The organism is Bradyrhizobium prioriisuperbiae, assembly GCF_032397745.1.
Classification (GTDB): Bacteria; Pseudomonadota; Alphaproteobacteria; order Rhizobiales; family Xanthobacteraceae; genus Bradyrhizobium_A; species Bradyrhizobium_A prioriisuperbiae.
The window spans coordinates 1742802-1769164 of sequence record NZ_CP135921.1 but is presented as its reverse complement, the minus strand read 5'-3'; the positions used below and the strand labels follow the sequence as shown (position 1 = coordinate 1769164).

General features: G+C 62.3%; 30 protein-coding genes and 1 other RNA gene. 19 read left to right on the top strand and 12 right to left on the bottom strand.

Going from position 1 to position 26363, the window contains the following annotated elements:
- The first annotated feature begins 54 nt into the window (after positions 1-54).
- A complete protein-coding gene (locus RS897_RS08290) occupies positions 55-981 on the top strand; it encodes an AraC family transcriptional regulator (RefSeq protein ID WP_315836096.1) in 927 nt (308 codons plus the stop codon).
- A gap of 307 nt (positions 982-1288) precedes the next feature.
- Here RS897_RS08290 and RS897_RS08285 read toward each other — a convergent pair whose 3' ends face one another.
- Both RS897_RS08285 and RS897_RS08280 read right to left on the bottom strand, forming a co-directional pair.
- On the bottom strand, positions 1289-1468 hold the full coding sequence (locus RS897_RS08285) for a hypothetical protein (protein ID WP_315836095.1): 180 nt from the start codon (positions 1466-1468) through the stop codon (positions 1289-1291).
- 231 nt (positions 1469-1699) lie between these two features.
- Positions 1700-2080 carry a nuclear transport factor 2 family protein gene (locus RS897_RS08280; RefSeq protein ID WP_315836094.1) on the bottom strand — a complete coding sequence of 127 codons (381 nt, stop codon included), beginning with the start codon at positions 2078-2080 and terminating at the stop codon, positions 1700-1702.
- A 125-nt stretch (positions 2081-2205) separates the two neighbouring features.
- Here RS897_RS08280 and RS897_RS08275 point away from each other — a divergent pair, with 125 nt between their 5' ends.
- Positions 2206-3132 (top strand): LysR family transcriptional regulator, encoded by a 927-nt coding sequence (locus RS897_RS08275; RefSeq protein ID WP_315836093.1) that lies wholly within the window; start codon positions 2206-2208, stop codon positions 3130-3132.
- Between the two features lie 117 nt (positions 3133-3249).
- Positions 3250-3663: a nuclear transport factor 2 family protein gene (locus RS897_RS08270; RefSeq protein WP_315836092.1), complete on the top strand. Its 414-nt coding sequence runs from the start codon at positions 3250-3252 to the stop codon at positions 3661-3663.
- Between the two features lie 47 nt (positions 3664-3710).
- Here the strand turns inward: RS897_RS08270 and RS897_RS08265 are convergent, their stop codons facing one another.
- Positions 3711-3992 (bottom strand): hypothetical protein, encoded by a 282-nt coding sequence (locus tag RS897_RS08265; protein ID WP_315836091.1) that lies wholly within the window; start codon positions 3990-3992, stop codon positions 3711-3713.
- A 198-nt stretch (positions 3993-4190) separates the two neighbouring features.
- Between RS897_RS08265 and RS897_RS08260 the strand changes: the two genes are divergently transcribed.
- Positions 4191-4562, top strand: coding sequence for a GIY-YIG nuclease family protein (locus RS897_RS08260; protein ID WP_315836090.1), 372 nt, complete (start codon positions 4191-4193; stop codon positions 4560-4562).
- Here the strand turns inward: RS897_RS08260 and RS897_RS08255 are convergent.
- Positions 4482-5474, bottom strand: coding sequence for a helix-turn-helix domain-containing protein (locus RS897_RS08255; protein ID WP_315836089.1), 993 nt, complete (start codon positions 5472-5474; stop codon positions 4482-4484). The two genes, RS897_RS08260 and RS897_RS08255, sit on opposite strands and share 81 nt — an antisense overlap.
- 194 nt (positions 5475-5668) lie before the next feature.
- On the opposite strand from RS897_RS08255, the gene RS897_RS08250 reads away from it, so the two are divergent.
- The 4 genes from RS897_RS08250 to RS897_RS08235 all read left to right on the top strand — a co-directional run bounded on the left by RS897_RS08250 (position 5669) and on the right by RS897_RS08235 (position 9186).
- Positions 5669-7264, top strand: coding sequence for an aldehyde dehydrogenase family protein (locus RS897_RS08250; RefSeq protein WP_315836088.1), 1596 nt, complete (start codon positions 5669-5671; stop codon positions 7262-7264).
- A gap of 220 nt (positions 7265-7484) precedes the next feature.
- On the top strand, positions 7485-7673 hold the full coding sequence (locus RS897_RS08245; protein WP_315836087.1) for a hypothetical protein: 189 nt from the start codon (positions 7485-7487) through the stop codon (positions 7671-7673).
- The gene (locus RS897_RS08240) at positions 7670-8491 is read left to right on the top strand and encodes an SDR family oxidoreductase (RefSeq protein WP_315836086.1); all 822 of its coding nucleotides are present in this window, start codon (positions 7670-7672) and stop codon (positions 8489-8491) included. The genes RS897_RS08245 and RS897_RS08240 overlap by 4 nt, the downstream gene beginning before the upstream one ends.
- Before the next feature lie 239 nt (positions 8492-8730).
- Positions 8731-9186 (top strand): peroxiredoxin, encoded by a 456-nt coding sequence (locus RS897_RS08235; RefSeq protein ID WP_315836085.1) that lies wholly within the window; start codon positions 8731-8733, stop codon positions 9184-9186.
- A gap of 92 nt (positions 9187-9278) precedes the next feature.
- Here RS897_RS08235 and RS897_RS08230 read toward each other — a convergent pair whose 3' ends face one another.
- Positions 9279-9830: a TetR/AcrR family transcriptional regulator gene (locus tag RS897_RS08230; RefSeq protein ID WP_315836084.1), complete on the bottom strand. Its 552-nt coding sequence runs from the start codon at positions 9828-9830 to the stop codon at positions 9279-9281.
- A 98-nt stretch (positions 9831-9928) separates the two neighbouring features.
- Between RS897_RS08230 and RS897_RS08225 the strand changes: the two genes are divergently transcribed.
- The 3 genes from RS897_RS08225 to RS897_RS08215 all read left to right on the top strand — a co-directional run bounded on the left by RS897_RS08225 (position 9929) and on the right by RS897_RS08215 (position 12098).
- Positions 9929-10189 carry a DUF2798 domain-containing protein gene (locus RS897_RS08225; protein ID WP_315836083.1) on the top strand — a complete coding sequence of 87 codons (261 nt, stop codon included), beginning with the start codon at positions 9929-9931 and terminating at the stop codon, positions 10187-10189.
- Complete coding sequence (locus tag RS897_RS08220; RefSeq protein ID WP_315836082.1) at positions 10186-11124, top strand: SDR family NAD(P)-dependent oxidoreductase; 939 nt, start codon at positions 10186-10188, stop codon at positions 11122-11124. The genes RS897_RS08225 and RS897_RS08220 overlap by 4 nt, the downstream gene beginning before the upstream one ends.
- A 278-nt stretch (positions 11125-11402) precedes the next feature.
- The gene (locus tag RS897_RS08215; RefSeq protein WP_315836081.1) at positions 11403-12098 is read left to right on the top strand and encodes a phytanoyl-CoA dioxygenase family protein; all 696 of its coding nucleotides are present in this window, start codon (positions 11403-11405) and stop codon (positions 12096-12098) included.
- Between the two features lie 65 nt (positions 12099-12163).
- Here the strand turns inward: RS897_RS08215 and RS897_RS08210 are convergent, their stop codons facing one another.
- The 3 genes from RS897_RS08210 to RS897_RS08200 all read right to left on the bottom strand — a co-directional run bounded on the left by RS897_RS08210 (position 12164) and on the right by RS897_RS08200 (position 14587).
- Positions 12164-12469 carry a HigA family addiction module antitoxin gene (locus tag RS897_RS08210; protein ID WP_315836080.1) on the bottom strand — a complete coding sequence of 102 codons (306 nt, stop codon included), beginning with the start codon at positions 12467-12469 and terminating at the stop codon, positions 12164-12166.
- 8 nt (positions 12470-12477) lie between these two features.
- Positions 12478-12774, bottom strand: a complete 297-nt coding sequence (locus tag RS897_RS08205; RefSeq protein ID WP_315836079.1) for a type II toxin-antitoxin system RelE/ParE family toxin — start codon at positions 12772-12774, stop codon at positions 12478-12480.
- 727 nt (positions 12775-13501) lie between these two features.
- Positions 13502-14587 carry a DMP19 family protein gene (locus RS897_RS08200; protein WP_315836078.1) on the bottom strand — a complete coding sequence of 362 codons (1086 nt, stop codon included), beginning with the start codon at positions 14585-14587 and terminating at the stop codon, positions 13502-13504.
- Between the two features lie 241 nt (positions 14588-14828).
- Between RS897_RS08200 and RS897_RS08195 the strand changes: the two genes are divergently transcribed.
- Positions 14829-15572 carry an NRDE family protein gene (locus RS897_RS08195; RefSeq protein ID WP_315836077.1) on the top strand — a complete coding sequence of 248 codons (744 nt, stop codon included), beginning with the start codon at positions 14829-14831 and terminating at the stop codon, positions 15570-15572.
- Between the two features lie 68 nt (positions 15573-15640).
- Here the strand turns inward: RS897_RS08195 and ssrA are convergent.
- Positions 15641-16072: a transfer-messenger RNA gene (gene ssrA, locus RS897_RS08190) on the bottom strand.
- A 4-nt stretch (positions 16073-16076) separates the two neighbouring features.
- Positions 16077-16832: a hypothetical protein gene (locus RS897_RS08185; protein WP_315836076.1), complete on the bottom strand. Its 756-nt coding sequence runs from the start codon at positions 16830-16832 to the stop codon at positions 16077-16079.
- Between the two features lie 343 nt (positions 16833-17175).
- Between RS897_RS08185 and RS897_RS08180 the strand changes: the two genes are divergently transcribed.
- The 7 genes from RS897_RS08180 (at position 17176) to RS897_RS08150 (ending at position 24567) form a co-directional block, all read left to right on the top strand.
- A complete protein-coding gene (locus RS897_RS08180) occupies positions 17176-18528 on the top strand; it encodes a hypothetical protein (RefSeq protein WP_315836075.1) in 1353 nt (450 codons plus the stop codon).
- Between the two features lie 138 nt (positions 18529-18666).
- On the top strand, positions 18667-19608 hold the full coding sequence (locus RS897_RS08175) for an ABC transporter substrate-binding protein (protein ID WP_315836074.1): 942 nt from the start codon (positions 18667-18669) through the stop codon (positions 19606-19608).
- A 193-nt stretch (positions 19609-19801) separates the two neighbouring features.
- Positions 19802-20980 (top strand): integrase core domain-containing protein, encoded by a 1179-nt coding sequence (locus tag RS897_RS08170; protein ID WP_315836058.1) that lies wholly within the window; start codon positions 19802-19804, stop codon positions 20978-20980.
- Positions 20981-21040: 60 nt separating this feature from the next.
- The gene (locus tag RS897_RS08165; RefSeq protein ID WP_315836073.1) at positions 21041-21424 is read left to right on the top strand and encodes an endonuclease domain-containing protein; all 384 of its coding nucleotides are present in this window, start codon (positions 21041-21043) and stop codon (positions 21422-21424) included.
- A gap of 145 nt (positions 21425-21569) precedes the next feature.
- Positions 21570-22733, top strand: coding sequence for an IS4 family transposase (locus RS897_RS08160; RefSeq protein ID WP_315838550.1), 1164 nt, complete (start codon positions 21570-21572; stop codon positions 22731-22733).
- A gap of 278 nt (positions 22734-23011) precedes the next feature.
- A complete protein-coding gene (locus tag RS897_RS08155) occupies positions 23012-23785 on the top strand; it encodes an ABC transporter permease (RefSeq protein ID WP_315836072.1) in 774 nt (257 codons plus the stop codon).
- Positions 23782-24567 (top strand): ABC transporter ATP-binding protein, encoded by a 786-nt coding sequence (locus RS897_RS08150; protein WP_315836071.1) that lies wholly within the window; start codon positions 23782-23784, stop codon positions 24565-24567. The genes RS897_RS08155 and RS897_RS08150 overlap by 4 nt, the downstream gene beginning before the upstream one ends.
- A 268-nt stretch (positions 24568-24835) precedes the next feature.
- Here the strand turns inward: RS897_RS08150 and RS897_RS08145 are convergent, their stop codons facing one another.
- Positions 24836-25048 carry a hypothetical protein gene (locus RS897_RS08145; protein ID WP_315836070.1) on the bottom strand — a complete coding sequence of 71 codons (213 nt, stop codon included), beginning with the start codon at positions 25046-25048 and terminating at the stop codon, positions 24836-24838.
- Positions 25049-25161: 113 nt separating this feature from the next.
- Positions 25162-26292, bottom strand: a complete 1131-nt coding sequence (locus RS897_RS08140) for a hypothetical protein (protein WP_315836069.1) — start codon at positions 26290-26292, stop codon at positions 25162-25164.
- Positions 26293-26363: the final 71 nt, after the last annotated feature.

Below are 26363 nucleotides of genomic sequence, written 5' to 3'. Positions count from 1 at the left end.
CTCCTTCATTGAAAGAAGAAGATGTGCGTTTAGGCTAAGATTATCTACGCTAGGATGTCTATGGATTTGTCGAGATCGTCTAAAGCTGTGACTGACCCGCTATCGGATGTCCTCAGCGTTCTTGGTGCAAGGGTGACCCGCCGCACCCAGCTGGAAGCCGCAGGCCAATGGGCTCTCGCATTTCCGGCTCTCGACCGGCTCAAGTTCGTGGCGCTGCTGCGGGGCAGTTGCTGGATGATGATACCCGGGCGCGCGCCCCAGCTCATGAGCGCAGGCGATGTCTGCCTGCTCGGACCAACGGCCTATGCGGTGGCCAGCGCCCCAGAGCTGCCTCCCCTCGATGGCCAGACCTTCTACGGCGCCGACTGCGATACCGCGCGTCTCGGGGGTGACGAGACGGTCGCGATCGGGGGAGCCGTCTCGTTCGATCCGGGGAACGCGGATTTCCTGCTCGGCATGCTGCCGGATTTCCTGTTCGTTCCCCGATCCTCGGCCGCATCCGGTGCGATGGCGACGATCCTTGGGTTGATGGAAGGCGAGGCCGAGCGGGACATCATCGGTAGCGAAATTGTAAGTGCCCGGCTCGCCGATGTGTTGCTGGTGGAGGCGATCCGCGCCTACGCGGAGAGCGTTGAGCAGGTCGAGATCGGGTGGCTTGGTGCTCTGTCAGATCCTCGGCTCGGTCGAGTACTTCGCGCCATTCATGGGGATATCGCGCAGCCGTGGACGGTGGGCCAGCTCGCTGGCGTGGCCGGTATGTCGCGCGCTGCCTTCTCTGCGGAGTTCACGCGGCGAGTGGGACAACCGCCGCTGAGCTACGTGCGGGCGTGGCGTCTCACCATCGCGCGCGCGGCGCTGGCGCGTGGTGATGAGACTGTCGCCAGCATAGCGAGCAAGGTTGGCTATACGTCGCAAAGTGCATTCGGCCACGCTTACAGGTTCGCCTTCGGCTCACCTCCAAAAGCTCATGCCCGATCATGAGGAGCGGCGGCTTGCAACCCCATCATCCTGGAAGCCGACCGTCCCTTAATCATCAGACCCAGCCATTCGGAGAATGCCTAATAGCCTCTGATAGATTGAGCCAATCAGCCCCGGAACCAAACCGTGCGGCTTTAGAGTGCTATAGCGTAGACGTAGTGCTCATCTTCGTCGGGCGTGGCCCGCCAGCCTCGCCGATTCTACGCCATGGCGCGATATTGCCGCCGATCACCGCACATCACCATGCGGTATAGCGAACCGCCGTTTCCACTCTATTGTCCGATATTTGCTTGCGAAAATCGGGAGAGCTTCAGTTCGCGACCAATCCTCGCCGTTCAGGCGCACCATGGTGATCGTCGGCTTGCGCCGGAACCGTCATTTGCTGGCTTGGCAACTGCCCGTCAGCAACGCCCCAATAATCGCCGTTGCCGAGCCCAGCGGCGCCTCCTAATTGCGGATCGTCTGCTTCGTCGTTCGCCAGCATCGTCATGACGGTGCCGACATGCGCTGCCGCGCCGATGTCATCCGCGATGGTAGCGCCTCGCGGTATGAAGGCATCGGCCTTGCTCCGGTCCCGGTCTCACACCGTGACCCGATGCCCGGCGGCGAGCAGGTTCCTCGCCATGAAAGCCGCCTTGGCCGGGACTGCTCTGGTAATTCGCGCAAGCTTCCAAACCAGCTGTTTAGCAGCCCGTAGGACCGGCAAGGTGGCTTATACCAGCTAGTCGTTGCTGAAGGCGCGTGATGCGGCAAGCGTATCAAGGGCTTCGCGCAAGAGCTTGATTTTCCCGTCCTTGGCCACGAGCCGCCCCGCATAGGTCTGCTTGTAAACCTTGCCCGTCGCGGGCACGTACACTTCTACCCCATACTCTCCGAAAGCCTGCTCATCGGTTTTGATCGAGATATCGATATCCTTGAACGCAAAGCCTGGCATTCTGGCCAGGAAGCCGGTGAGAAAGCGTTCAATTGCCTCGGGCCCCTGGGCTCGCGCATCGACGGTAGGTAATTCCAGAATCCCGTCATCGGCGAAAAGTTGGGCTGCGGCAGCCGGGTCCTGGATCGTGGCGAGGTAGGCTTCGAGAAGCTCAGGAGCGGTTTTCATCGTCAAATTCCTTTGCTGCGGTGTCTGCTGGGCGGACTGTCCTTCTTCGCCAATTTTGCATAAAGATAAGAAATTTGTTTTTATAATCCACCATTGCGTTCAATGCTGTAAGAAGGGCGGGCCCGATGGATCAACTCCTTGCGATGCGGACATTCGTTCGGGTTGCCGATGCGGGCTCCTTCGCCAAAGCTGCGGACCTCCTCAACCTGCCGCGATCAACTGTGAGCAAGCTCATCGCGGATCTCGAGAGCCATCTGGATACAAAGCTCATCCAGCGTACGACACGGTCTTTGACCGTCACGCCCGATGGCGCCGCCTATTATGAGCGTGCTCGTCACCTGCTCGATGACCTGCTGGCAATGGATCTGGCCGCCAGGCGAACCAAGGCGCAGCCGCAAGGCAAGCTGCGCGTCGATATTGGCTCATCGCTGGCAAATCTTGTGCTCATTCCCGCTCTTCCCGATTTCCGGGAGCTTTACCCCGATATCGAGCTTTACCTTGGCGTCAGTGATCGTCCGGTAGATCTGGTCAGCGGCGGGGTGGATTGTGTTATCCGTGGGGGGAAGCTTAACGACAGCACGCTGATCGCCCGCCGGATTTGCGAACTGGACTATGTAACATGTGCATCGCCGGCGTATCTTGCCCGACATGGGCTGCCTTCGAACCCAAGCCAGCTTGAGGCGCACCATCACATTCTGAGCTATTTCTCGGCGTTGAGCGGCCGGGTGTTCCCGCTGCACTTCGGGCGTGGCGGGGAGAGCATCGAGGTCGCAGCGCGGACTGGCGCGGCTGTTAACGAAAGCACGGCACATATGAGCGCGCTGCTGACCGGGCTCGGTATCGGGCAGACTTTCCGCTTCGCAGCTAAACCGCATCTCGAAGCAGGGACGCTGGTGTCCGTTCTGGACGATTGGCGGCGGGATCATCATCCGCTGTACGTCGTCTATCCGCCCAATCGCCACCTGAATGCGAAGCTGCGGGTTTTCGTCGAATGGGTCGCGACTGTGTTTACCCGGATCGGCGTCAAGGCGGCCAACGACCTTCAGGGATAAGCATCGCTTACAGGGGGAAATTGTGCATGCGTATGGATAGTTCTTCCAGCGTTTCGGGCTGAATGTGTGGCAGTTGGCGAGCTATATCTCCGGTCGAAGAAGCAAAAGGATACTTCCATGACCGATACGCATACCCCTGATGCCGAAGCTTTGCTGCGACGCTCACTCGAACTCCTCCCGGTCGACCTTTACGCGTGGGCAGCCTTGTTTGCTGACGATGCGGTGTTTGAGCTGCCGTATGCCGGTAGTTTCGACGCCCCGACGCTCCGGGAAGGCCGCGAGGCCATTCTCGGTGGAATGACATGGTTCATGTCGCTACTCACCGGATTGAAGAACGGCGAGCTGACCGTGCATGGCATCGTCGGGCGGGATGCGGTGGTTGGTGAGTATTCCGCCACTGGCACAATGAGCGCCAGCGGCAAGCCCTTCGATCAGATCTATATCGTACGCGTCGAGGCCAAGGATGGCCTGATCACGCATTTCACGGAATATTTCGACACGCTGCGTTTCAAAAAGCATTTGGAAGCGTGAGCGCCCCCACAGGTTTTGAGATGCTGCTTCGCGCGGAGTGGCACAAATCAATCGACCATCAAGCCGCTGCATGCCGTGACAACGGCAACGACAGCGATGATCCAGCGTAAAATTTCCACCGCTCGATCTCTGATCAGGCTGACCGGGCGCTTGAGCGCCCGGCAGCTATTAGACATGCCACCGCGCATCGGCGCGACGGTGGCTCGGTACTGGGCGAGCCCGATCTGTTGGGCGATCGACAACGTGACCCAGAACACCCGTTCCTCAACGAGTTGGTCGGCCTCCCGGCGCGTATTGGTAATCATCCAGAGGTCGAAGGGCTTGCCCATGCCGCGGATCTCACATCCATCCGGCTTCACCATCTTCCCGCTAAACGTGCCCGTTACGCACAATTAGGAATATTCGCATAATTATCAGATAGCTATCACGTGCTCATCTTCATCGGGCGTGGCCCGCCAGCCTTCAAGCCCCTGAAGCGGGCGAAGGGTGTCTCCCGAAGCTCCGCAGGAGCGTAGGGAGACCGGTGCTTGTGGCACGTCTATTTCCTTGAACTCAGGAATGGCGACATTTACGTCGGATCGACGAACGATCTGCGTCGCCGATTTGGGTCGCATCAGCAAGGACAAGTTCTGTCTGCGAGGAGCCATCTGCCGGTTGCTCTGCGGTCGTACGTGGCTGTGGCAAACGAAACGCACGCGCGCGAGCTGGAACGATGTTTCAAGTCTGGCTCAGGCAAGGCGTTCGCGATGAAGCGTTTGCTCGGGCCAATCGAGGGCTATCTGCATGCGGTCGCGACAGATCGAAGCTTGCCGATCGCATCAGGTGGGAAGCTGCGCCCGGCGATAGCTGGTCGGGGTCGTGCCGAACCACGACTGGAACGCACGAAAGAAGGAGGCTGAGCTGGTGTATCCAAGAAGGTAGGACATCTCATCCAGCGACGTCGTCGTCTGACCAAGGTAGTGCCGGGCAAGGTCGGCGCGGGTTTCGTCAAGAACCTGTTGAAAGCTCGTTCCTTCGTTGCGCAGGTGACGTTGCAGGCTTCGCTTGCTCACATGCAGCCGCGACGCCAATCGATCACTGTCGGTATCGCCGCTGGGGATCGCTTCCAGCAGAGCATTGCGAAGCCGGTCACGAATTCCGCTGATGGCGAGCTTGTCGGCCAGTTGGCGACGTAGGTCTGGCTCGAACACAGACCACATTTCGGTGTTTTCACTGACCAGGGGGCGCCGCGCGTCTTCCAACGACAAGGTGATGCTCGGGAATGTCTTCCTGATCGGTGTGCACCCCAAATAGGCTATGTCGGCCGATGCAGGCTCCGGCAGGGCGACTTCAAGAGGCATGATTTTTGTTGCCGTATGCGTGCGGCAAAGCTCAAGAAACAGCAGGATCTCCGTATGTGCCAGCGACGGGGGCATCTGCAATGCAGGTTGCGTGGGACGCAATTGCAGAATGAAGCGATCTGCCTGCAACTCGGTGACGATGCTGAGAGGTCCGACCAACGGTTTGAACACCGCGAGCCTTTCAACACCGGTGCGAATGTCGGGGCTGCAGGAAAAGGCGAACAACGCAGGGACGAACGGCCCATGGGCGACGGTTATCCCCAGCTTATCGGCCATATCGTTAGAGCCATAACAGGCCTCCGTTGCGGACCAGAGCGCAAAATACTCCTCTGCCGTCGCGCCCTTATCGTCGGCAGAAAGATAGCGCTCGGGCAGGCGCGCGCGGCGCAGCACGATATCCGGGGAAATTTTCAGAATCCCGCAGGCCAGTCGCAGCAACTGGTCGACGCGGTAACGCGGGGTTTCGGACATCTGTTTCTCCGGCAGCGAGTCCTCCTCAGCAATAGTGATCGGATTTTGCGCAGGCTATCTGCATGACAGGTGCTGGCGTCATCAAGCAGTAGATTGGCGCCATATGCAATCCATTTGGCGTGCATCGCGATGGCGAAGAGGGGGGTCTCATCGCATTTTAGCGACCCGGCATATCTGACAGAAGGAATCAGAAAATGGATGCACAGGAAGCCTTGGACAGCCTCGATGCTGAAGGCTGGGCCGCCACCAGCGCGGTTGAGCGGTTAGCGCTGATCGAAGAAGTTCAGGGCAACTTGCTGAAATATGCCGAAGAGCTTGGCGCGGTCGATGCGAAGATGAAATGCGGCCACGCCGGCGAAGGCGCGGTATCGCGGGCCGAAGGGATCGCCACGACCGTCAGTGCCATGGGCAATACGCTGATGGGCATCCGGCACCTTTACGAGTCTCTGGTCGCCGGCGCCATGCCTAGGGCGAATGGTAGCCGCAAGATCGGCGACAACCTCTACGAGGTCGACGTCTTCCCGATCCACAAGAAGGACAAACTGCTTGCCGGCAAGGCCAAGGGACTGCTGCATGTTGAAGGCGAACCCAGACAGATCAGCCCACTGGATAAACCGGCGGGCGTGATCGCGATTTCGGGGGCCGGGAACTATAGCTCCTCCATCGAGATGGCGATGGCGCTGTTTCTGGACAACAAGGCTGTCATCCACAAGCCGCACCAGTTGAACGAGGCCAGCGACGTGGTCTGGGCCAGGATCTTCGCGCCGCTGATCGAGCGGAAAGCGCTGGCTTTCATCGACAGCGATCAGGGGCGGGAGATGTCGGCATTGGATGGGCTGCACGCGATCTACTTCACCGGTTCGACCGGCGTGGCGCACGCCATTCAGGACGCTGCCTCCGCGCCCTTGGTGTCGGAATGCGGCGGCAACAATCCCTGTCTCATCGTGCCGGGTGAATGGACCGACAAGGACATGAAGCATTGGGCGATCCAGATTGCGTCGGTGGGCAAGCTCAATGGTGGTGCGATATGTGGCCGCCCCCAGACGATCATCACCTCCAGGAACTGGCCGCAGCGAGAACAATTCCTCACCGCCCTGCGCACGGCCATCGCCGAGGAAACTTTCGGCACCGCGACCTATTATCCAGGTGCCGACAAGACCAAGGAGAAATTCCTTGAAAACCAGCCCACGGCTGAGGTGCTGAAGCCCGAAGGCGGCGCGCATCCGAAGAGCGATTTCGTGTTCATTCCCGGCATTGGGGAGGATGACTTTGCCGTGCACAACGAGGCGTTTTGCCAGATTCTCAGTGAACTGCCGCTGGAGTCCGAAAACAATGCCGACGACTTCCTGACAAAAGCCACGGCATTCTGCAATGACCGGCTTCTAGGCTCTCTCGGCTGCATGATCCTGGTCGACAACGCCACGTTCAAAGAAAATAAGGACCGCGTGCACCAGGCTCTCCGCGAGCTGCGCTACGGCGGCATCGCGGTGAACAACGTCGCGCCCAACATCTGGCTGAACGCTTATCTGACATGGGGCGGCTGTGGTGAGACCACCGAAAATTTCGTCTCGGGCGTCGGCAACTTTGGCAATGGGCTGAACTTCGAGAACATCGTGAGGTCGGTCATCATCGACGACTTCGGCGCCCAGACCTTCGCCCTGACCAACCGCAAGCAGATCGACCACCTGATGACCAATGCGTCCAAATTCTCGGTCGATCAAAGCTGGAGACAGTTCGCCAAGCTGGCCGGGCAGATGATGGTCGACGGGTTTGGCGGCAAGGATTTCTAGTCCCGCCGATCTGAAGTTCCTGCACCGCTTGCCGCAAACTCATCCCAGGAACTTCAGATCGAAAAGCGGTACTAGAATCATAAAGTTGCTAGTGCCCCTGATGCATCCGAAGTTCGTGTCAGAGACTGCTGCAATGGATCACGAACTTCGGATGCGGGGCACCAGGATGACCGGAAGGACATCCCTTGGTGTGATCCGTCAGACCTTGCCAGGGATCTGAGTGGAAAGACTCGTTCAAGGCCAAGTCATTCAAGGCCAAGTCGTTCAAGGCCAAGTCATCAAGGCCAAGTCATTTGCGGACCTGAAAGATGGCGACGAGATCAACACCAATGCCCATGACATGGCAAAGGCCAGACGGCCCGTGGAAAGATGCGTTCAAATCGTTGAGCTGAAAGGAGATCAATCATGACCAAGACAATCCTCATCACCGGATGCAGCAGCGGCATTGGCCGCATGACCGCGAAGTTTTTCCAGAATAAGGGCTGGAACGTTATCGCAACGGTTCGGGCTAACCCCGAAGCGGACACCGAACTCAATGCGCTCGACAACGTTCTGGTGTCGGCGCTGGACGTGACCAGGCTGGAGACTGTCGAGGCCGCTGTCGCCGCCGGTATCGACCGCTTTGGTGCGATCGACGTGCTGTTGAACAATGCGGGGTACGGCGCTTACGGCATTCTCGAAGCGACCCCTGAACACAAGATCAGGATGCAGTTCGACGTCAACGTCATCGGGCCGCTGCTCTGCACCAAAGCTGTTCTGCCCCATATGCGCTCCCGCGGCGAAGGGACAATCATCAATATCTCGTCCATGGGCGGGAAAATCACCTTCCCGCTTGGCACTCTCTACCACGGCTCGAAGTTCGCAGTCGAAGGGATGAGCGAGGCGCTGTCCTTCGAACTGGCCGCCATCGGGGTGAAGGTAAAGCTGATCGAACCCGGCATGATCAACACCAATTTCGCCGAGACGGTCGGCTCCATGTTCGATGTTGATCAGGCGCAAACAGAATACGGGCCGTTTGTCGAAAAGGTAATGGCTGGCATGCGAGCGGCCGGAAGCCGGCACTCCGATCCAGTCGTCGTCGCGGAGGCGATCTGGCAGGCCGCCACCGATGGCACGGACCGGTTGCGCTATATCGCGGGGCAGGACGCCGTGCAGATCATCGCCGCGCGCAAGGTCATGGACGATCCCGAGTATCTGGCGATGGTGCGGGGGAATATGGGGCTCTGAATTGTGAGGCGCTCTTGTCAAAATGATCAGCGCGGTCGACTGACCCAACTCGGAAATTGACTCGCCACTCACCAGGCATGGCCGTGGCTCACGCGGAACGATGCAAGGGGGGCACCTATCCCCGCAACCAAGATGGAAAGCCCGCAACGCAAATGTGTTAGCGGGCTTTTTTTATGCGCCAATTCCTATATGGTATCGAGCCACCAGGAATTCCCGCAGTTTCCATATTGGGGCCTGTCGTGCGCAAAGGCGATGTCGTCACTGATTTCGAGCTTCCCGATGAGACCGGTGCGCCGCGTCGCCTGTCCGGGCTCCTCGCCGATGGTCCCGTCGTGCTGTTCTTCTATCCCGCGGCCATGAGCCTTGGCTGCACTGTGGAGAGCTGTCACTTCCGCGATCTGATCGGCGAGTTCAAGGCAGTCGGGGCCCAGCCCGTCGGCATCAGCGCCGACAGGGTGGAGCGGCAGCGGCACTTTGCCGAGAAACATTCACTGGGCTATCCACTGTTATCGGACAGCAATCAGGTCGTCGCACGCCAGTTCGGGGTCAGGGGGTGGATTCCGATGATGCCTCTGCAGCGCGTCACGTTCGTGATCGATACCGACCTGACCGTGCTCGAGGTGATCAGCAGCGAGTTGGTAATGACCGTGCACGCCGACCGGGCGCTGGACGTGCTCAAAAAGCGCCAGCGTTGATCGTGTCCTGAAATTGACAACACAGCTCCGCATCGGACGGCCAAACCGACCCGGTCGTACGGTGCCAAAGCCATCCGCTCCGGCGGCCGCCGCTATGTCTTCCGCCGCGCGCTCTCCAGCAACGTTTTGCAGGCCTCGAGACAGGCCGCGGCGATCGTCCGGCCGAGGGCGCTCGGCTTCTTGTTCAAGAGCCGATGCATGATCACGCCGTGCAGCATCATCATGATCGGATAGGCGATGTGCGTGGCCCGGCTTTGTTCGACACCGGCGCGCACCAGATGGGCGGTGTAGCGTTCGATCTCGGCCCCCTGCGCATCCGCTGAGACGCGCTCCATCCAGCCGCGTCCATAAAGCAATTCATAATCGCGCGGATGGCTGGTGCCGAACTCGAGATGCCGCACGCAGGCATCCTGGAAGTCGCGCGATTTGGCGAGGTAGCCTGAGAAGCGTTGAAAGGCGAGCGTGCGCAACGCGGCCAGCAGCGCCTCCCGGTCGGCATAATAGCTGTAGACCGTCGGCGTCGTGGTGCCGGCCTCCGCCGCCACGCCGCGGATGGTCACGGCGTCCTCGCCGCCCGACTGCCACAGGGCGTCGGCGGCCTTCAAGATTCGGTGAGGCAGCTCCGGATCGGCAGTTCTCGGCATCGGTCCTATTGCTTTTACGCTGTATAAGTTATACGTCGTCTAAATAATAACCCCGTTCCCAGGAGCAAGCAAATGAGAGCAAGCAAATGAGCAGGCAGATGGCTCTTCCCCCGAAACTGATCGGACCCGCGATCTCCCTGATCACCGGCCTGATCACCTCGACCAGCATGTCGTTCGTCGGTCTCGCTTTGAACTATGGTTTCCAGCCGGATTTCGCGGCGCGCTGGCTGAAGGCCGCGGTTACGAGTTATGTCGTGGTGGTGCCGATCCTGATGATCGTCGTCCCGCGGATCCAGCGCTTTGTCATGCGGCAGGCGGGATTGCCGGCGCGCGAACCTCAGCCGAGGTCCGCGGCATGACGACCGGGCATCACCACGACACCCCGATCCTGGTCACCGGCGCCGCCGGTGCCGTGGGCGGCATCGGCCGCAACCTGACGGAATTCCTGCTGGCAAGGGGGCACAAGGTGCGCGCCTTGGTTCGGCGCGAGGATGAGCGTGCCGCAGCGCTGCGGCGGCTCGGCGCAGAGGTCATTGTGGGCGACCTCACGGACCTCGCGTCGATGCACCGCGCCATCGAAGGCTGCCGGCGCATCTATTTCGGAATGTCGGTCTCGGCCGCCTATCTGGAAGCCACCATCAACACCGCCGCGGTGGCGCGCCATCACGGTGTCGAGGCATTCGTGAACATGTCGCAGATGACGGTTTCGCAGATGAGTATCCGGGAGACGACCGACAGCCCGCAGCACAAGCTGCACTGGCTGGCGGAGCAGGCACTGTGCTGGTCGGGACTGCCGGTTGTCACCATACGGCCGACGGTGTTCCTCGAGGGCTTTTTTCTCACACTCGCCGCCGCCGGCGTGCGGGCCTCCGACGTGTTGGCGCTGCCGATGGGCGCCGGCAGGACGTCGCCGATTTCGGCGGTCGATGTGGCGCGTGCGGTGGCCGTGATCCTCGACGATCCCGCGCCGCATATCGGACAGATCTACGATCTGACCGGGCCGGACTCCGCTGATCTCTATCACTATGCCCACGTGTTCTCCGACGCGCTCGGCAGGCCCATCCACTATCGCGACGTTCCACTCCAGGCGTGGAGCGAAGGCCTGCGGACAATGGGCTTTCCCGATCACGTGGTGCGCCATCTCTCGGCCATGACCGAGTTGACCAGGCAGGGGCGTTACGACCGCATGACCGACACCATGTTCAAGCTCACCGGCCAGGCACCGACCACCATGCGCGACTTCGTCAAGCGCCATGCCGCCGCATTCAGGCCGCGTGAACCGGCGCAATCCTGAGAGTCTGACTCAGAATGATCGAAAGCAGCTCACCACATTCAGCGTCATCACCGGGCTTGACCCGGTGATCCAGCTTAAGCGCTCAACTCGCGTGGTGATTTATTGAAGAAAGCTGGATTGTGACCGCGACTTGGCGCAGCCAAGTCGCTGAGGATAAGCCCGGCAATGACGGAGTGGGGATGATACGCCGCGCAAGTCCCAACCACATTTCCAGTCAGGCTCTGAGGCGCTCGGGCCGGACAGTTGCAGCGCGGCCCCGCGCGCGTTTACACTGAGCCATGAGCGATGTGTTGCTGACAACGACGGTCAACCGGCTCGACGCTGAAAACGCGCGACGTCTCGACGATGACGGCTTTCTCCTGCTCCGCGGCGCCGTCCCTGTGGACTGGCGCGAGCCGTTGCGCACCGCCTTCGAGGCCGGCGAGCTTCCTTCCGAAAAATGGCCGGTGCCGCGGGGCCGTGACTGGCGCCATGCTCTGCTCGATCTCGATCCGATCGTGCAGCGGGTCTGCCGCCTGCCGGCGCTGCTGGCCGCCACCCATCATGTGCTGCGCGCGCCGTTTTTCCTGGCGCAGGTCGAGGGGCGCGCGCCGCGCCTCGACGGCGGCGCGCAACTGCTGCATCGCGACGGCCCAGGCTCGAACCTGATGGAGACGATGACCGCGCTGGTGTATCTCGATCCGTTCGGGCCGGACAATGGCGGCACGCAGGTCGTGGCCGGCACGCATCGCGACGATGGCCTGAATGTGCCGGCGGGACAACTCCATCGGGAAGCAAAGGTGATGACGGGGCAGGCCGGCGATATCCTGCTGTTCGGCTCCACCTTGCTGCACGGCGCCACCTGCAACACCAGCGGCGCCCCGCGCCGATCCCTGCTGATCTGCTATGCCCTCACGTCCCTGCGCGAGAGCTACGACAAGAACCGGGCCATACGAGGTGTGCGGATGGACACCGGCGAGGTGTTTGCCGGCTGAGACACATTCGATTCGTCACGCATCATCGAACGTTGCCGTCCACTTGCCGCAAACTCGTCTCTGGCTCATGCGGCCGTCAGCGGCCGGGCTCGTTTGATCCGCTCTCGTTCGCGGGGCGACTGCATGGCGGCCCATAGATCGCTGCGCCGCTGCACGTTCAGCCAAAAATCGGGACTGTTGCCGAACACGCGCGCGAGAATAAGGGCTGTCGCGGCCGTGACGCCGCGGCGATCGTTGCACAGCTCGTTGACGTGCTTGCGTTGCACGCCCATCGCTTCGGCCAGCATGCCTTGGGTCAGGGCCATTGGCTTCATGAACTCTTCGATTAGAATTTCGCCAACGCTGGCCGGTTTGCGTTTCGTCGTCAACATCGCTCACCTCACCGGTAACTGTGGTCGTCCAGATAGACGCCTGCCGCTTCGCCCCGGCCGCCATCCCACCGGAACACCAGTCGCCATTGCTGGTTGACACGGATCGAATGGAGGCCTTCCAGGTTTCCTCGCAGCTTTTCGAAATGGTTGCTGGGCGGCACCCGCAAGTCCTGATCGGTGGTTGCATCGTCGATCATCTGGATCTTGCGGAATAGGCGGCTTTCGAGATCTGGTGGGATTCTCTTCGATCGGACGTCCGTGACAAAGAAATCGCGCAGCCAATCGTCCCGAAAGCTCACGATCATGCCGCGGCTCCATGATGGGCCAATGTACCACCCTCTGGTACATTTTGCAAACCCCAGCGACGCGCTGATTTGAGAGTGGGGGGCTGATGGCGTTCGACGTCGTTGCTGATCTGCTATGCCATCACACCCCTGCGGGGCGCCTACGACAAGAACCGGATCATACGCGGCGTGCGCATGGACACCGACGAGGTGTTTGCCGGTTGAGACGAGGGACGCTCTGCGGAGCCTGCGCTTGCGAGCGCTTCGCGCGAGGGAAGGGATTTGTGCCCGATCGAATGTTGTTTCCGCGCGGGATCGCTTCGAGCGATTGGATTACCAATCCAGATTCGCTGATCGGCAATGCGGGCAAACTGAGACCGCGTCTTGCAAAGGCCGATGGCAGCGGTGGCACTCCCCGCTTTTGCGCGTGATGTGAAACCCAAGCGCTTTGGCTTCTCCAAGATCGAGGCCGAACGTCCGGTGAATAAACATGACGCCGGGCAACGTGTCGCTTCGTACCTTGACTGCGATGACAGATTTGTCCTCAGCGGAGAGGGAAGCTGGCCACGTCACGTCTGTTGCGCACTTGGGACAAAATAGGTGCGGACATCCGTTGGATTCAATGAGGCTCATCGCAACCTGCACCGGTCGGTTTTTCGAACGATCTCTGTCTTGCACAAATCTCGGCGCGAGGCCATTGAGCGCTCGAGCAGTTGCGGGCAATGGCGTTCGCCGATTACGCTACGCCTCAACGCGGCAGAATATCCTGCTCCCGGGCGTAGGTCGCGAGCGCCCCGTCGATGTCTTCGCCGTCGATCGCGCCGGTGAGGGCGTCGAGCTGGTCGTCCCATTTGTTCCAGTCATGCTTGAACGCGACGCGACGGCGCTCCTGGGTGGAGACCGGATAGGGTTTCGGAAACATCGCCAGTGCCTTGTCGATGGTGGCCGCCGGGCCCGTCATCCCGATGTCGCGCAAGGCTTGCGCCGTGTATTCGGCAAAGGCGCCGCTGGAGTTGGAAAAGAACTGATGCAGCCCGCCATTGAACACTTCGCCGGTTAGCAGCGTCAGCACGAACACCGTGCGATGATTGCGCGGCATGCGCTCGATCTGCTCCCGGATCGCTGAACTCTCGCCAAAGCCGGAGACGCCGGGTAAAAGCTGCGCCTGCAGGTAAGACAGGCGCTGCGTATCGGACAATTGCGCGCGGGCCTGCGTCAGTGCCACTGCCAGCCCAGCGTCGCGACGGACATAGGCTTCGATCTCGGCGCGGAACTTTGTCTTGTCGGCGAACTGCCGTCCCAGCTCCCGCAGCTTGAGGTCCACGGCGGTAGGCGGCTTTTTGGGATCCGGCACGACGCCGTCCTTGATGCGCAGAAAACTCTGCGCGAAAAAGTCCGACCGCTTGCGGTCGTCGACGGGATAGGTCGGCCCGAACGCGGCGATCGCATCCGCGACCACGGCCGCGCGCTCTGTCAGGCCCGCTTCGCGCAGCGCGATCAGCAGGTCAGGCGCGAGCGTGCCCGAGGGATTGCTGAAATAGGCATGCAGCCCTTCGGTCGTGCCGTCATGTAGGCTTTCGCCGAAGCCCAGCAGCAGGCGCAGGCGCTGCAGGGCCGGCGCATCGCGGCTGATCGCTGCGAAATAATCGTCGCGCCCCGTCACCATCAGTCGCGCCAGGTTTGGCGGAAAAGCGAGGGTCAGCACCTCGTAATCCGGAATATGGCGCAAGGCGTCGTCCTGCGGTGTCGGGCGCGTTTGGCTGGCCTCGGGAGGCGCCGTCTGCGCGATGCCCGGATCGATTTCCATGGTCTGCAGCAGCAACGCGGCGGTCAAAACAAGTCCCAGATGAAATCGAGAGTGGTGCGGCATTCCGGCAAGGCCTCAACGCAGGATCGGACGTAATTTTGGATTCATGATTATGAAGCCAGGATTATGAAGCAATGGCGATAGCATGGATCCAGGACAACATGGAGCGACCGCGGTCGCGCTTGCCGAGCGGCTGCCAGCCCTGCATGAACCGCAGATCGCCTCACGGCGCGGCATGCTATGGAACCCTCGGCACAAGGAGGCCAGAATGTGTGTTCTTGCGATCGCCTGGCAGGCCCATCCGGATTGGCAACTGATAGCTATCGCCAACCGCGACGAGCGCCACGATCGCGCGAGTGCGCCGCTTGCGGTCTGGCCCGAGGGCGACATCATCGCGGGGCAGGATCTGGTGTCGGGCGGCACATGGCTGGGCGTCTCGACCACGGGCCGGTTCGCCGCCGTCACCAACCGCGCGGGCTGCGGCGAACCATCAGTCACCGCGCCGTCGCGCGGCCTCGCCGTGCGTGACCTTGTGCGAGGGCGCGGCGCACTGGCGACACCACAACTGGTCGATCTCGCGCCGCTCAATCCGCTCAATCTGTTTGTGGTGACGCCGGACGCTGCCGATCTCTGGGTGAACCGCCCGCAGGTCGAGCGGCGCGCGCTGACGGCGGGGCTGCACGGCCTGTCGAATGGCGGCCCGGACGACAAATGGGACAAGATCGTCGCGCTGGAGACCGCCGTAGCCGGCTGGATGACGGCAGGCAACAAAGATATCGAGCCGCTGTTTGCAAAACTGCGCGAAGAGCCGGAGGAGAATCCGGGCGCGCCGACAGCCGAGTGGCCGCGCAACGCGATCTTCGTGCGGCATCCGGTTTACGGCACGCGCAGCAGCACCGTCGTGACCATCGATGCGGCAGGCCGCGGCAGCATCAGCGAGCGCCGCTACGATGCCGCCGGCGCGCCCACCGGAGACACAAGGCTGGCTTTCACGTGGCGCGCTGAGACTTGAAGGCTTGTCCCCAAAGATAGCGCTCGCCCCAAAGATAAAAGCCGCGCCAGCCCGAAGGCCGACGCGGCTAATAAGACTTCTGTTGCCAGGTGTCTCAACCCCGAACAGGTTACGCCGCGAGGCGCACTTCGTTCAATGCAACGTTATCGTTTGCATTTAGTGTTTTGACCCGATAACGGCGGTATCATGCCGAGCACACTTCGAAACTTCTTCGCGACCATCGATCCTATTTCGCCCCCGCCTTAACAGCTCAGGTTTTGGCAACTCAGTTTGGCGGCCCGGAATTCTGCCTTTCGACAAAATCAATCTCACCGGTGATGTCTCGTCACCGACATGAGACTTTTAAGCTCAAGCTGCCAAAGCCGATCTGCCAAAATCCGGCTGCTAAGGTGGAGGCGCCGGGTACTGCCCCCGGGTCTGCCCGCAGTCCGCTTCGAGATTCAGCGCCATCGTCTTGCGACGGCCGCTCTATAGCACCTCGCGCGTGGCCCGGCTAGAGCCCGCTTAGGCGTCATCGAAGACCGACGTCGCGTCGATCAGTTCCATCCGCGGGTGCCAGGGGTTGAACGGGGTGTCGATCCCCCGCAGCACCGTGACCAGCCCCGGCGCGTGGCTGGCCAGCGCGGTGAAGAACGGGCGGAACCGGGGATCGGAGGCGATGCTCATGGCGTTGCGGCCCAGCGCCGAGAACGCATGGTGGTCCTGCCTTCGGCCGCGGCTGGTTTCCGAGGCATAGACGTTGGTGATCATCACCGCATAGAAATCGTCCACGATGTCGAAGCGGCGCACGCGGTGCGCATAGATGCCGCGATCCAGCTTGCGCACACTGGAGATGCCGCGCTGGATCATGAAGGCGTGCACCAGTTCATGCAGCAGGATCTCGTCGCGCGAACGGCCCGGTTGCCCGACGCCGATCTGCGGCCACTCGAACGGGAAGTAGTCGATGGTTGCGCCGGCGCCGCGGCCGGGATTGGCCAGCAGGTCCGCCCGCGTCGAATTCGGCTGGTCGGAATCGCGCACCGCGCCGCGCGGATTGGTGATGGCGTTGTGGATGGCGTGATGCGGATTGCGGATCCGCACGCCCTCGCGCAGGTCGTCATTGACCAGGATCTGGCTGACGATGTAGTTGCCGATGCGCGAGTGCGAGCCGACATGCAGATGCCGCACGATGCGCAGCACCTCGGCCTCGAAATGATGCCCGCCGGAAATCCGGATCGGCGGAAACTGCGCGTTTAAGGAATCGTCGGGATAATTGATCATGGCACGCTCCACTGGCTGAAACAGCAGGCGGCGACCGGGCCGTCGCGGACGCCCCCCTTAGCTATCTTGCGGCAGCATCCTCATGTGTTGGTGGCGCGCCGGTTGCGGCGGGTTCATGCGATCGGCGGAAGATTTTGGCGGCACGAAGCTAACCCGCCTGCGCTCTCCCGTTCGAGAGATGAGCGGGGAGACCGCGTCGACGGTGCGTGCCAGGGCGCACGTCCAAGACACACGTCCAAGACACACGTCAACGGCACACGTCATCCGTGTGCGCCATGAACGCACTCTCCGCTGATTGCGACCAACGCCCGGGGAGGGGTCGTTTTGGGAGTGAACTGGCGTCATGGCCGTAATCAGTTTCGTACTTCCGTCCGGCGACGATGGCTCGCTGGCCGGACCCACCAAGGTTGTCTCGCAGACACGCCAGACCATGCCGGACAACGGCGTGATGTTTGCCGGCCTCAGCGGCGACAGCGGCGGCCACGTCAAGGCCGTGGTCGCCACCGATCCCTCGGCGCTGACGATCGAGGACCTCGGCACCTCAAGCGCCGGCATTCGCTGGTTCCGCCTCACCCGCAGGCACCCCGGTCATCTGCGGGTCGACGCCAAAGACCACAGGGGTTTTGTGCTCGCGGCCTTCCTGCTCATCATCAAGCCGTTTTCGAACGACGGCCCGCCGGTGATCAACCTGCCGAAGGCCTCCGGCCCGATGGAGTTCGAGATCGATCCCGACGACGCCAGGCATCCGAACCTGATCAACGTCCATGTCTCCACGCCGAAGGACGACGCGGACTACATCGACAGGCGGATGACCGGCATCGGCTACAACATCTATCTGTTCGGCTTCCATGTGGTGTGCAGCGGCCTGGAGCTGCCGGTGTATGTGCCCGACACCCTTGTCGATCTCTCGCTCACCAAGGCCGAGCCGATCGACGGCAAGGTCTATGACTCGATCGAGCAGGCGCAGGCGGCGATCCGCGCCGCGCCGCAGCGCGCCGGCGGGCCCGCGCGTTTCGCTTATTATCGCGGCGCGGGCGGCGCCGTGATCGCGCCCACCGTGTTCTCGCCGGCCACCACGCCGCGCATCATCGCCACCTATTTCGGCGCGCGCCGTCTCTATGCGACCTATGTCGAGAACGAGATGGTCGGTCTCGCCATCGGCATTGTCGGCGGCCTGGTGATCCGCGCCATCGTCGGCCGCATCCTGCGCGCCAGCAACGAGGACCCGTTCGAGCCGCCGGGCAATCCGCCGAAGACGACGCTGCCGCCCGCGGTGGAGCGGCTGAAGACCACGGCGACAGATCTGCAGAACAAGAATCCGGTGCGCACCGTGGAAGTGCTGACAAAGCCGGCGACGTTTCGCCACACGCTCACCGCCTCCCCGCAGCAGATGAGTTACGCCCGGATCGAGATGGAGGGCTCGATGCGGCTCTCCACCGGCGGCAATGCGCATTACGGCGAAGGCGTCTATGCCTGGCCGGCCAATCGGCCCGGCTCCGGCACCTATATCGACATCGAGGTGCCGCCCGGCACCGGCGTCGAGACCCTCAACGTCGCCGGCACCAAATGGGTGCGCCTGCTGCCGCCGCAGGGCAACACCCTGCCGGTCAGGATCGTCGGCACCAACATGCCGAAGGCGGACATCGAATTCGGCCGCAAGATGGTGCGGCTGCCGGGGCCGTCGCGCAAGCCGTGAGGGCGGTGGATGGCACCGTGGTCGCCGCTCGCCGCCCAACAAGGCGGCGGGCGCCCACATTCGCGGCGTTGACTTGCCGGAACGCGCATGCTGCGATTGCCCCTCAAATGAGGAGCGGCCGAATGGCCGGAGGGGATGATGAGAAAGATTTCAGTTGTTGCGGCAGCCGCCATGCTGATGGTGGCCGGGTCGGCCCACGCCCAGACCAAAGTCAATATCGGCCTGTCCGGCTGGACCGGATTCGCCCCGCTGACGCTGGCCAAGGAAGCCGGCATCTTTGCGAAGAACGGCCTCGACGTCACCCTGAAGAAGATCCCGCAGGCCAGCCGCCATCTGGCGATTGCATCGGGTGACGTGCAGTGCGCCGCCACCACCGTCGAGACCTGGGTGACGTGGAACGCCAACGGCGTCGCCACCACGCAGCTGTTCCAGCTCGACAAGTCCTACGGCGCCGATGGCCTGGTGGTGCGCGCCGCGACCGACAAGATCGCCGACCTCAAGGGCAAGACGGTGGCCGCCTCCGCCCCCGGCACCGCCCCCTATTTCACCCTGGCCTGGTTCCTGAAGAAAAACGGGCTGAGCGTGAAGGATGTCACGGTCGTGAACATGGAGCCCGGCCCCGCCGCGCAAGCCTTCATCGCCGGACAGAACGACGCCGCGGTGACCTATGAGCCGTATCTCAGTGCGGTGCGCGCCAAGCCCGACGCCGGCAAGATCATTGCCACCACGCTGGATTACCCGATGATCATGGACACCTTCGGCTGCACGCCAAAGTTCATCGCCGAAAACGAACCCGCCGTGCGCGCGCTGACCAAAAGCTATTTCGAGGCGCTCGCCATGATCAAGTCGGACGAAGCCAAGTCCTACGAGATCATGGGCGCCGACGTGAAGCAGAGCGGCGAGGCGTTCGGCAACTCGGCGAAATACATCCGCTGGCAGGACCAGGAGGCCAACAAGAAGTTCTTCACCGGCGAACACGCGGCGTTCTCCAAGGAAGCGGCGGACCTGCTGCTGGAAGTCGGCGTCATCAAGCAGCTGCCGGATATGAGCAAGCTGGCTGATCCGAGGTTTGTGCAGTGACGTTTGTGTCGTCGTGAGGCAGCCCAAGCATCTCGTTCCCTCCCCCCTTGTGGGGGAGGGGCAGGGAGGGGGGTAGCCACGAAGGTACAAACTGGGCTGAGTCCTGACAATTTGACCCGGGTTGATTCCTGACAGGCAAGCTTCGTCTGATTCGATGGAGGATCAGGCGATGCCTTTCAGGGAGAGCAGTCCTATGGAGGAGCGTATCGCGTTGTTTCGGGAGTACGAGACGGGAGCATTTTCGGTGACGGAGCTGTGCGCGCGGTATGGCATCAGCCGGGAGACCTTCTACGTGTGGAAGCGCCGCCGCGCGAGCGGGGAGCCGCACTGGTTCGAGGAGAGAAGCCACGCGGTGGAGAGCTGTCCGCATGCGACGGCTAGCCAACTGGCCGACTGCCTCATCGCGACACGGCGACGGTTCCCGCATTTCGGCCCGAAGAAGGTCAAGGCATGGCTTGAGCGCGGGCGGCCCGAGATCGACTGGCCTGCGGCGTCGACGATCGGCGACATCCTGAAGCGGGAAGGCTTGGTCGAGACACGCCGTCGCCGACGTCGAGCGATTGCACAGGGCGAGGTGGTGGCGCCGGCAAGCGTCCCCAATGAGGAATGGTCGATCGACTTTAAGGGCTGGTTTCGAACCCGCGACGGGACACGCTGCGATCCGCTCACCATCACGGATGCTGCGAGCCGCTTTCTTGTCGAGGTCCGCATCGTCGATCCGACCTGGGCTGGCGTTAAAGGCGCGCTGGAACGCGTTTTCGCGGACATTGGCCTTCCCGATGCGATCCGCTCCGATAACGGTACACCGTTCGGATCCACGGGGGCGGGCGGCCTTTCGGCACTCTCGGTGTGGTGGCTCAAGCTCGGCATCGAGCCGCACTACATCCCGCCGGCGAGTCCGCAGGACAACGCCCGGCACGAGCGCATGCACCGCACTCTGAAGGCTGAGACCTCGAAACCGCCGGCGGCAACGGCTGCCGAGCAGCAGCGCCGGTTCGACGTCTTCCGCCACCACTTCAACCAGGAGCGGCCGCACGAGGCTCTCGATCAAGCGCCGCCCGCCAAGCTCTGGCAGTCGCCGTCGCGCGCCCTGCCGAGCCATCTCCATGACCCCTGGTACGATGCTTATCATGAGGTCCGCCGTGTGCGTTCCTCCGGCGAAATCAAATGGCGCGGCGAGCTCGTGTTCGTCGGTGAAGCGCTTGCAGGCGAACTCGTTGGTCTCGCCGAACGCGACACCGGCGGCCACATCCTGCGCTTCTGCGACCGGGATCTGGGGGTGATCGATCGTGACCACCGTTTCCTCCGCTTTGCTCCCCCGCGCGCCCGGTTCCGTGTTCAGCAGAAAACGGCAGCGACAGCAAAACAATGACCGAATACTGTCAGGCATCAGCCCGGTCCAAAATGTCAGGAATCGACCCGGTCGGACCGAATGCCTCACGCCACCGTTCGCAAACGTCAGCGCGACAGGGCGAGGCAACTTCGGCAGACGATGACTCCTGCCGAAACGCTGCTGTGGCGCTATCTCAAGGCTCATCGGATTGACGGACTTGGTTTTCGCAGGCAGGTCCCGTTTCGAAATTATATCGCGGACTTCGTCTGCCTTTCGGCAAAGCTGGTCGTCGAGCTGGACGGCGAGAGTCATGACTTCGCCGAACAACAGAAGGCTGATCGAGATCGCGATGACGTCTTTGCGTCCGAGGGCTTTGCAACACTACGGTTCACCAACGATCAGGTGGTGTCGAATTTGGAAGGCGTCGTCGATGTTATCAGGCGGACAGCTCGATCTCGTGTGCAGATAAATCATGAAGACTGAACAGCGTCACTCACCCCCCTCCCTGACCCTCCCCCACAAGGGCAGGGCTGTCCCGGGAATGATTCACTATGCCGCAGCGCATGCCCGGCGACTCCAGCGTGAACCGGATACTTTCTGGTTGTCGAGACACAGAAAAGGGCCGGGCATGCAATACGTGAATAGCATCTTTGGGGAGCTCCTCAAACCGATTGATCGACGACAATTTCGGGAAATCGTCGAGCGACATAACGGTAATGCCTACGACAAGACGTTCAAAAGCTGGGATCATCTTGTGGCGATGGTGGGCGCCCAATTGGGCGGGGTCACGAGCCTGCGCGCTGTGGAAGCGACCTCTAAGGCAAACTCCCATCAGCATTATCATTTGGGTGTAGGCAAGACCCCTCGCTCGACACTCTCGCGTGCGAATGCACGTCGTCCGGTGAGTATTTTCGCGGAAACTTTCGCGATGCTGGCAAAGAAGGCCGATCGACACACGCGGGTGGAAGGGGCCGAGATGGTTCGGTTGATCGACTCGAGCCCGGTGCCGTTGGGCAAGATGTGCGAATGGGCCGAATGGAATGGCCGTATCCGCGGCCTGAAGATGCACGTCGTCTATCATCCAGGGAACGATGTCCCGCGTTGTGTCGAGATTACGCCGGCGACCGTCAATGACGTCGAGATCGGCCGTCAAACGGAGCTGGAAGCCGGTGCGACCTACGTTTTCGACAAGGGCTATTATCACTTTGGCTGGTGGAAGAAGATCAATGCTGCCAAGGCTTTCTTCGTCACCCGCGTCAAGGTGAACACGCGCTTGCGCATGACAAAGTCCCGGTACGTGCGCAAGACCATAGGCGACGGCTTCAGAGTCATCGCCGATGCCAATGTCTCGCTCGCCAGCAAGGGCGATTCCAGTCTGCCGATCCCATTGCGACGCATCAAGGTCAGGCGTGACAAAGGGGGAATGATCACTCTCATCACCAACGATCTCGAACGCACGGCAGTCGAGATTGCGGCTCTCTACAAGAGCCGCTGGCAGATCGAGCTCCTGTTCCGCTGGATCAAGCAGCATCTCAACCTCCACAAGTTCATGGGCAAGAACGACAACGCCATTCGGCTGCAAATCATAGCCGCGATGATCGCCTATCTGCTCCTGCGCCTCGCGCGGCGTCTGAATTCCTTGCCGATGCTGCAGCTACGTTTCGCTGAGCTCGTTTGCCAACGCCTGTTCATGCGAAAACCGATCGCAGAAATTGACACCCCGCCACCCGTCAATCCGAGCAGGCCAAAACCCAGGTTCTCTCCCGATCAGCTGGGGTTCACCTATGCGTGATTTTTCCCGGGACAGCCCTGCCACAAGGGGGGAGGGAACAGGCAGAGTTCGGAGAGGTGCAGCAATCCGGTTACGCGAGGTTGCGGATCGGTTCGTCGCTATCCTGCAGGCATCTCCGTATTCGCTTTTTCGATGACCCACGCCGGCAAGCGAGTTGAGTCTGTAAGGCGGCCCGAGCATCTCGTTCCCTCCCCCCTTGTGGGCGAGGGTCAGGGAGGGGGGTACCGCAAAGACCCAACGCCAATGTCCGCGATCTTCAACAACGTCTATCAATCCCCATGAAACCCCTCGCCCCCGTCTCCCCCACCGCCCGCGTCCTGCTCGGCATTCTCTTCTTCGTCCTGTTCTTCGCCGCCTGGGCGCTCGCCACCCTCGGCGGCTTCGTCTCCAAAACCTTCCTGGCCGATCCCGTCACCATGGTGCGGGACGGCTATGAGCTGCTCACCAAGCACGGCTTCGCGTTCGACATCGGCATGACGGTGTGGCGGGTGCTCGGCGGCTTCATTCTCGCGGCTCTCGTCGCTGTCCCCGTCGGCATCCTGATGGGCGCGTTCAAGCCGATCGAAGCCTTCCTCGAGCCGTTCGTGTCGTTCGCGCGCTACCTGCCGGCGTCCGCCTTCATTCCGCTTTTGATCCTGTGGGCCGGCATCGGCGAGACGCAGAAGCTCATGGTGATCTTCATCGGCTCGGTGTTCCAGCTGATCCTGATGGTCGCGGTCACCACCGGCAGCGTGCGCCGCGATCTGGTCGACGCCGCGCTGACGCTCGGCGCCCGCAACCAGGGCATCCTCGCCCGCGTCATGATTCCCTCCGCCGCGCCTGACATCGCCGAAATCCTGCGCCTGGTGCTGGGCTGGGCCTGGACTTATGTGATCGTCGCCGAACTGATCGGCTCGTCCTCCGGCATCGGCCACATGATCATCGACAGCCAGGCGCTGCTCGCGACGGGACAGATGATTTTCGGCATCATTATCATCGGCGTCATCGGGCTGATTTCGGATTTCCTGTTCAAGGCGCTCAACCGCAAGCTCTTTCCCTGGAGCCTCGCATGAGCAAATTGATCATCGAGAACGTCTCCCGCGTCTTCCCGCCGGTCCATGGTGGCCAGCCGACCCAGGCGCTGCTGCCGGCCAATCTCACCGTCGGCGACAATGATTTCATCACGCTGCTCGGCCCCTCCGGCTGCGGCAAGTCCACGTTGCTGCGCATTATCGCGGGCCTGGACACGCCGACCACGGGCAGGATCCTGCTCGACGGCCAGCAGGTCACCGGCCCCGGCGCCGACCGCGGCATGGTGTTCCAGTCCTACACGCTGTTTCCCTGGCTCACGATCTCGGAAAACATCGGCTTCGGCTTGCGCGAAAAGGGCGTGCCTGCGGGCGAGCGCAACGCCATCGTGGCGCAATGGCTGGAGCGCGTCGGCCTGAAAGGTTTCGCCAACCATTATCCCAAACAGCTCTCCGGCGGTATGCAGCAGCGCACCGCCATTGCTCGCGCACTGGCCAATTCCCCGGCGATCCTGCTGCTGGACGAACCCTTCGGCGCGCTGGACAACCAGACCCGTGCGCTGATGCAGGAGCTGCTGCTCGGCATCTGGGAGCGCGAGCGCAAGACCGTGCTGTTCGTCACCCACGATATCGAGGAATCCATCTTCCTGGCGTCGCGCGTCCTCGTCATGTCCGCCCGCCCCGGTCGTTTCAAGGCCGATGTCCGCGTCGATCTCGGCCACCCCCGCCACTACACCATCAAGACCTCGCCGGAATTCTCGGCGCTGAAAGCGCGGCTCACCGAAGAGATTCGTGTGGAGGCCGTGCTGGCGGCGGAAGAGCATTGAGGGGAGTGGCGTGTGTGGCGCCAGTGGGAGCCGAAGCGCTTCGATACTCTCAGTGTCGTCGTCCGGCTCGACCTCTGCGACTCGGCGGAGCCGAGTCGCTGGACCCAGTAGGCAGCGCGGTCAGTGGTTGAACGATAGCGTCGGACGCGGTGGCCACCAGCTCATCGCTCACACCATCCGCACCCCGGGTACTGGATCGCCCGGTCGAGGCCGGGCGATGACAGCAGAGTGTTGCGAGGCGCCTCGCCATTTTCAGCGCCACCCCCCATCACCCCTCCGGCGCCGGATACCTCGCCGCCAGCTCCCGCAGCGGCATCCCCGCTTCCTCCCGCCGCAGCGCCCGCACCGCCAGCACCACCCGCTCGCGCTCCGCCACCGGCCCGTAAAACGCATCCTCGCCCCACAGCTGCGGCTGCGGGCCGGTAAGCCCGCGCACCCAGACCAGGAAGGTGGGGCCCTCGGCGAGATCTCGGCGTTGCATGATGGAAACCTCCGCAGCGATGATGATGTCAGCGATACCCCATCATAACGCAGCATCACGCCGACGGCTCTCGCGCGCAACAGCGAAGCAAGCCAGCCATCGACTCCGTCACGCTATCCCAGCTCCGCCAATCGCGCGATGAACCGCTCCTTGCGTGCGTGGCGCGTGCGGAGCGCGCTCAGGCGCCGGCTGAAATCAGTGGCCGTGCCGTCCGCCTCCGCGATCGCCTTGAGGTCGCGCAGCAGGTTTGCGGCCCGCGCATAAGCCCCGGCGTTGCTGCGCTGGATCTCGGTCTCCACCTCGTGCCAGGCTGCTTCGCCGCGTGTGCGGATGGCATCGAGCCGCGTCCGTTCGGCGCGGGCCTGCGCCGCGGCCTGCCGCCTCTCCTCGGTCGCTCGTTGTTCCTTTCGCTGCTGCTCGCGCGCCTCGTGCATGGCGTCGGCGCCCGCCCGCAGCTCGCCGGCCGTGCGCGCCCGCGCCGCGGGCGGGCGGGGCGTTTGTCGTTTGCGGAGCAGGGCCCGCAGTTCGCTCGCCACATGCGGCTCGCCGGCGAACACGCGCGCAAGGAGGCTGGTCTTGTCGTTGTCGGAGAGGCCGGCGATCAGCTTTCGCACGGAGGCTTGCGGCATTGCGTCGTCCGCCGGGCCGACGCCGCCCTCGGTCACCACGTCGATCAGGTCCTGGGCGATGCCGAGGAAGTCCGCAAGCGCATCGAGCGCTCCGGTCATCGGGCCGATCCCCGGCAGCGGCTCCGGCACATCGTCGGCAATCGTGCCGTCCTCCACCGCCATCAGCCACAGCAGATAGAACAGCCGCAGGTCCCCGCTGAGCACCGCGGTGCGCAGCGGCGCCAGCGCGGCAAGCCAGCCCGCGCCGTCGTCCCATTCCTCGTCGGACTCCACCTCTTCGCGGATGATGTCGAGCACCAGATGCTCGCCGGCCGCCGTCAGCGTGGCGCCGTCGACGCCGCGGAGCAGGTCGTCGAGATGCCGCCGGTCGACCAACCGCAGCGGCAGGCGGATCATCAGCCGATGGCTGCCCCAGTTCGCCACGTACAGATGCAGGTCGAACCAGCGCGCCATGAGCTTGGCCGGATCGCCCTTGAAGTCGCCCCACTGATAGTCGTTGGTGAAACTCGTGGCCGTGATCCGCGCCCGGCTCGACAGCTTCCTCAGCTCCGCGCGGTCCGCCTCGGTAAGCGGCCGGTCGACCGCCTGGAATTCGTAATACTGATATTCGCTCAAAGGAGGCTCGCGGGGGTAGCATCTGTGATCGGGTCTGTTCGACGGCGGTCGGAAGGGCAGGAATATCGAGG

What these genes read in the sequence shown, in the direction of transcription:
- RS897_RS08285 (WP_315836095.1), bottom strand. Translation starts at nt 1,468, where the DNA reads ATGACGATGCTGGCGAACGACGAAGCAGACGATCCGCAATTAGGAGGC.
- RS897_RS08165 (WP_315836073.1), top strand. Translation starts at nt 21,041, where the DNA reads ATGCCTCACGCCACCGTTCGCAAACGTCAGCGCGACAGGGCGAGGCAA.
- RS897_RS08240 (WP_315836086.1), top strand. Translation starts at nt 7,670, where the DNA reads ATGACCAAGACAATCCTCATCACCGGATGCAGCAGCGGCATTGGCCGC.
- RS897_RS08185 (WP_315836076.1), bottom strand. Translation starts at nt 16,832, where the DNA reads ATGATCAATTATCCCGACGATTCCTTAAACGCGCAGTTTCCGCCGATC.
- RS897_RS08290 (WP_315836096.1), top strand. Translation starts at nt 55, where the DNA reads ATGTCTATGGATTTGTCGAGATCGTCTAAAGCTGTGACTGACCCGCTA.
- RS897_RS08175 (WP_315836074.1), top strand. Translation starts at nt 18,667, where the DNA reads ATGAGAAAGATTTCAGTTGTTGCGGCAGCCGCCATGCTGATGGTGGCC.
- RS897_RS08265 (WP_315836091.1), bottom strand. Translation starts at nt 3,992, where the DNA reads ATGGGCAAGCCCTTCGACCTCTGGATGATTACCAATACGCGCCGGGAG.
- RS897_RS08210 (WP_315836080.1), bottom strand. Translation starts at nt 12,469, where the DNA reads ATGTTGACGACGAAACGCAAACCGGCCAGCGTTGGCGAAATTCTAATC.
- RS897_RS08220 (WP_315836082.1), top strand. Translation starts at nt 10,186, where the DNA reads ATGACGACCGGGCATCACCACGACACCCCGATCCTGGTCACCGGCGCC.
- RS897_RS08180 (WP_315836075.1), top strand. Translation starts at nt 17,176, where the DNA reads ATGGCCGTAATCAGTTTCGTACTTCCGTCCGGCGACGATGGCTCGCTG.
- RS897_RS08230 (WP_315836084.1), bottom strand. Translation starts at nt 9,830, where the DNA reads ATGCCGAGAACTGCCGATCCGGAGCTGCCTCACCGAATCTTGAAGGCC.
- RS897_RS08145 (WP_315836070.1), bottom strand. Translation starts at nt 25,048, where the DNA reads ATGCAACGCCGAGATCTCGCCGAGGGCCCCACCTTCCTGGTCTGGGTG.
- RS897_RS08250 (WP_315836088.1), top strand. Translation starts at nt 5,669, where the DNA reads ATGGATGCACAGGAAGCCTTGGACAGCCTCGATGCTGAAGGCTGGGCC.
- RS897_RS08215 (WP_315836081.1), top strand. Translation starts at nt 11,403, where the DNA reads ATGAGCGATGTGTTGCTGACAACGACGGTCAACCGGCTCGACGCTGAA.
- RS897_RS08270 (WP_315836092.1), top strand. Translation starts at nt 3,250, where the DNA reads ATGACCGATACGCATACCCCTGATGCCGAAGCTTTGCTGCGACGCTCA.
- RS897_RS08160 (WP_315838550.1), top strand. Translation starts at nt 21,570, where the DNA reads ATGCAATACGTGAATAGCATCTTTGGGGAGCTCCTCAAACCGATTGAT.
- RS897_RS08170 (WP_315836058.1), top strand. Translation starts at nt 19,802, where the DNA reads ATGGAGGAGCGTATCGCGTTGTTTCGGGAGTACGAGACGGGAGCATTT.
- RS897_RS08275 (WP_315836093.1), top strand. Translation starts at nt 2,206, where the DNA reads ATGGATCAACTCCTTGCGATGCGGACATTCGTTCGGGTTGCCGATGCG.
- RS897_RS08205 (WP_315836079.1), bottom strand. Translation starts at nt 12,774, where the DNA reads ATGATCGTGAGCTTTCGGGACGATTGGCTGCGCGATTTCTTTGTCACG.
- RS897_RS08155 (WP_315836072.1), top strand. Translation starts at nt 23,012, where the DNA reads ATGAAACCCCTCGCCCCCGTCTCCCCCACCGCCCGCGTCCTGCTCGGC.
- RS897_RS08225 (WP_315836083.1), top strand. Translation starts at nt 9,929, where the DNA reads ATGGCTCTTCCCCCGAAACTGATCGGACCCGCGATCTCCCTGATCACC.
- RS897_RS08195 (WP_315836077.1), top strand. Translation starts at nt 14,829, where the DNA reads ATGTGTGTTCTTGCGATCGCCTGGCAGGCCCATCCGGATTGGCAACTG.
- RS897_RS08280 (WP_315836094.1), bottom strand. Translation starts at nt 2,080, where the DNA reads ATGAAAACCGCTCCTGAGCTTCTCGAAGCCTACCTCGCCACGATCCAG.
- RS897_RS08150 (WP_315836071.1), top strand. Translation starts at nt 23,782, where the DNA reads ATGAGCAAATTGATCATCGAGAACGTCTCCCGCGTCTTCCCGCCGGTC.
- RS897_RS08255 (WP_315836089.1), bottom strand. Translation starts at nt 5,474, where the DNA reads ATGTCCGAAACCCCGCGTTACCGCGTCGACCAGTTGCTGCGACTGGCC.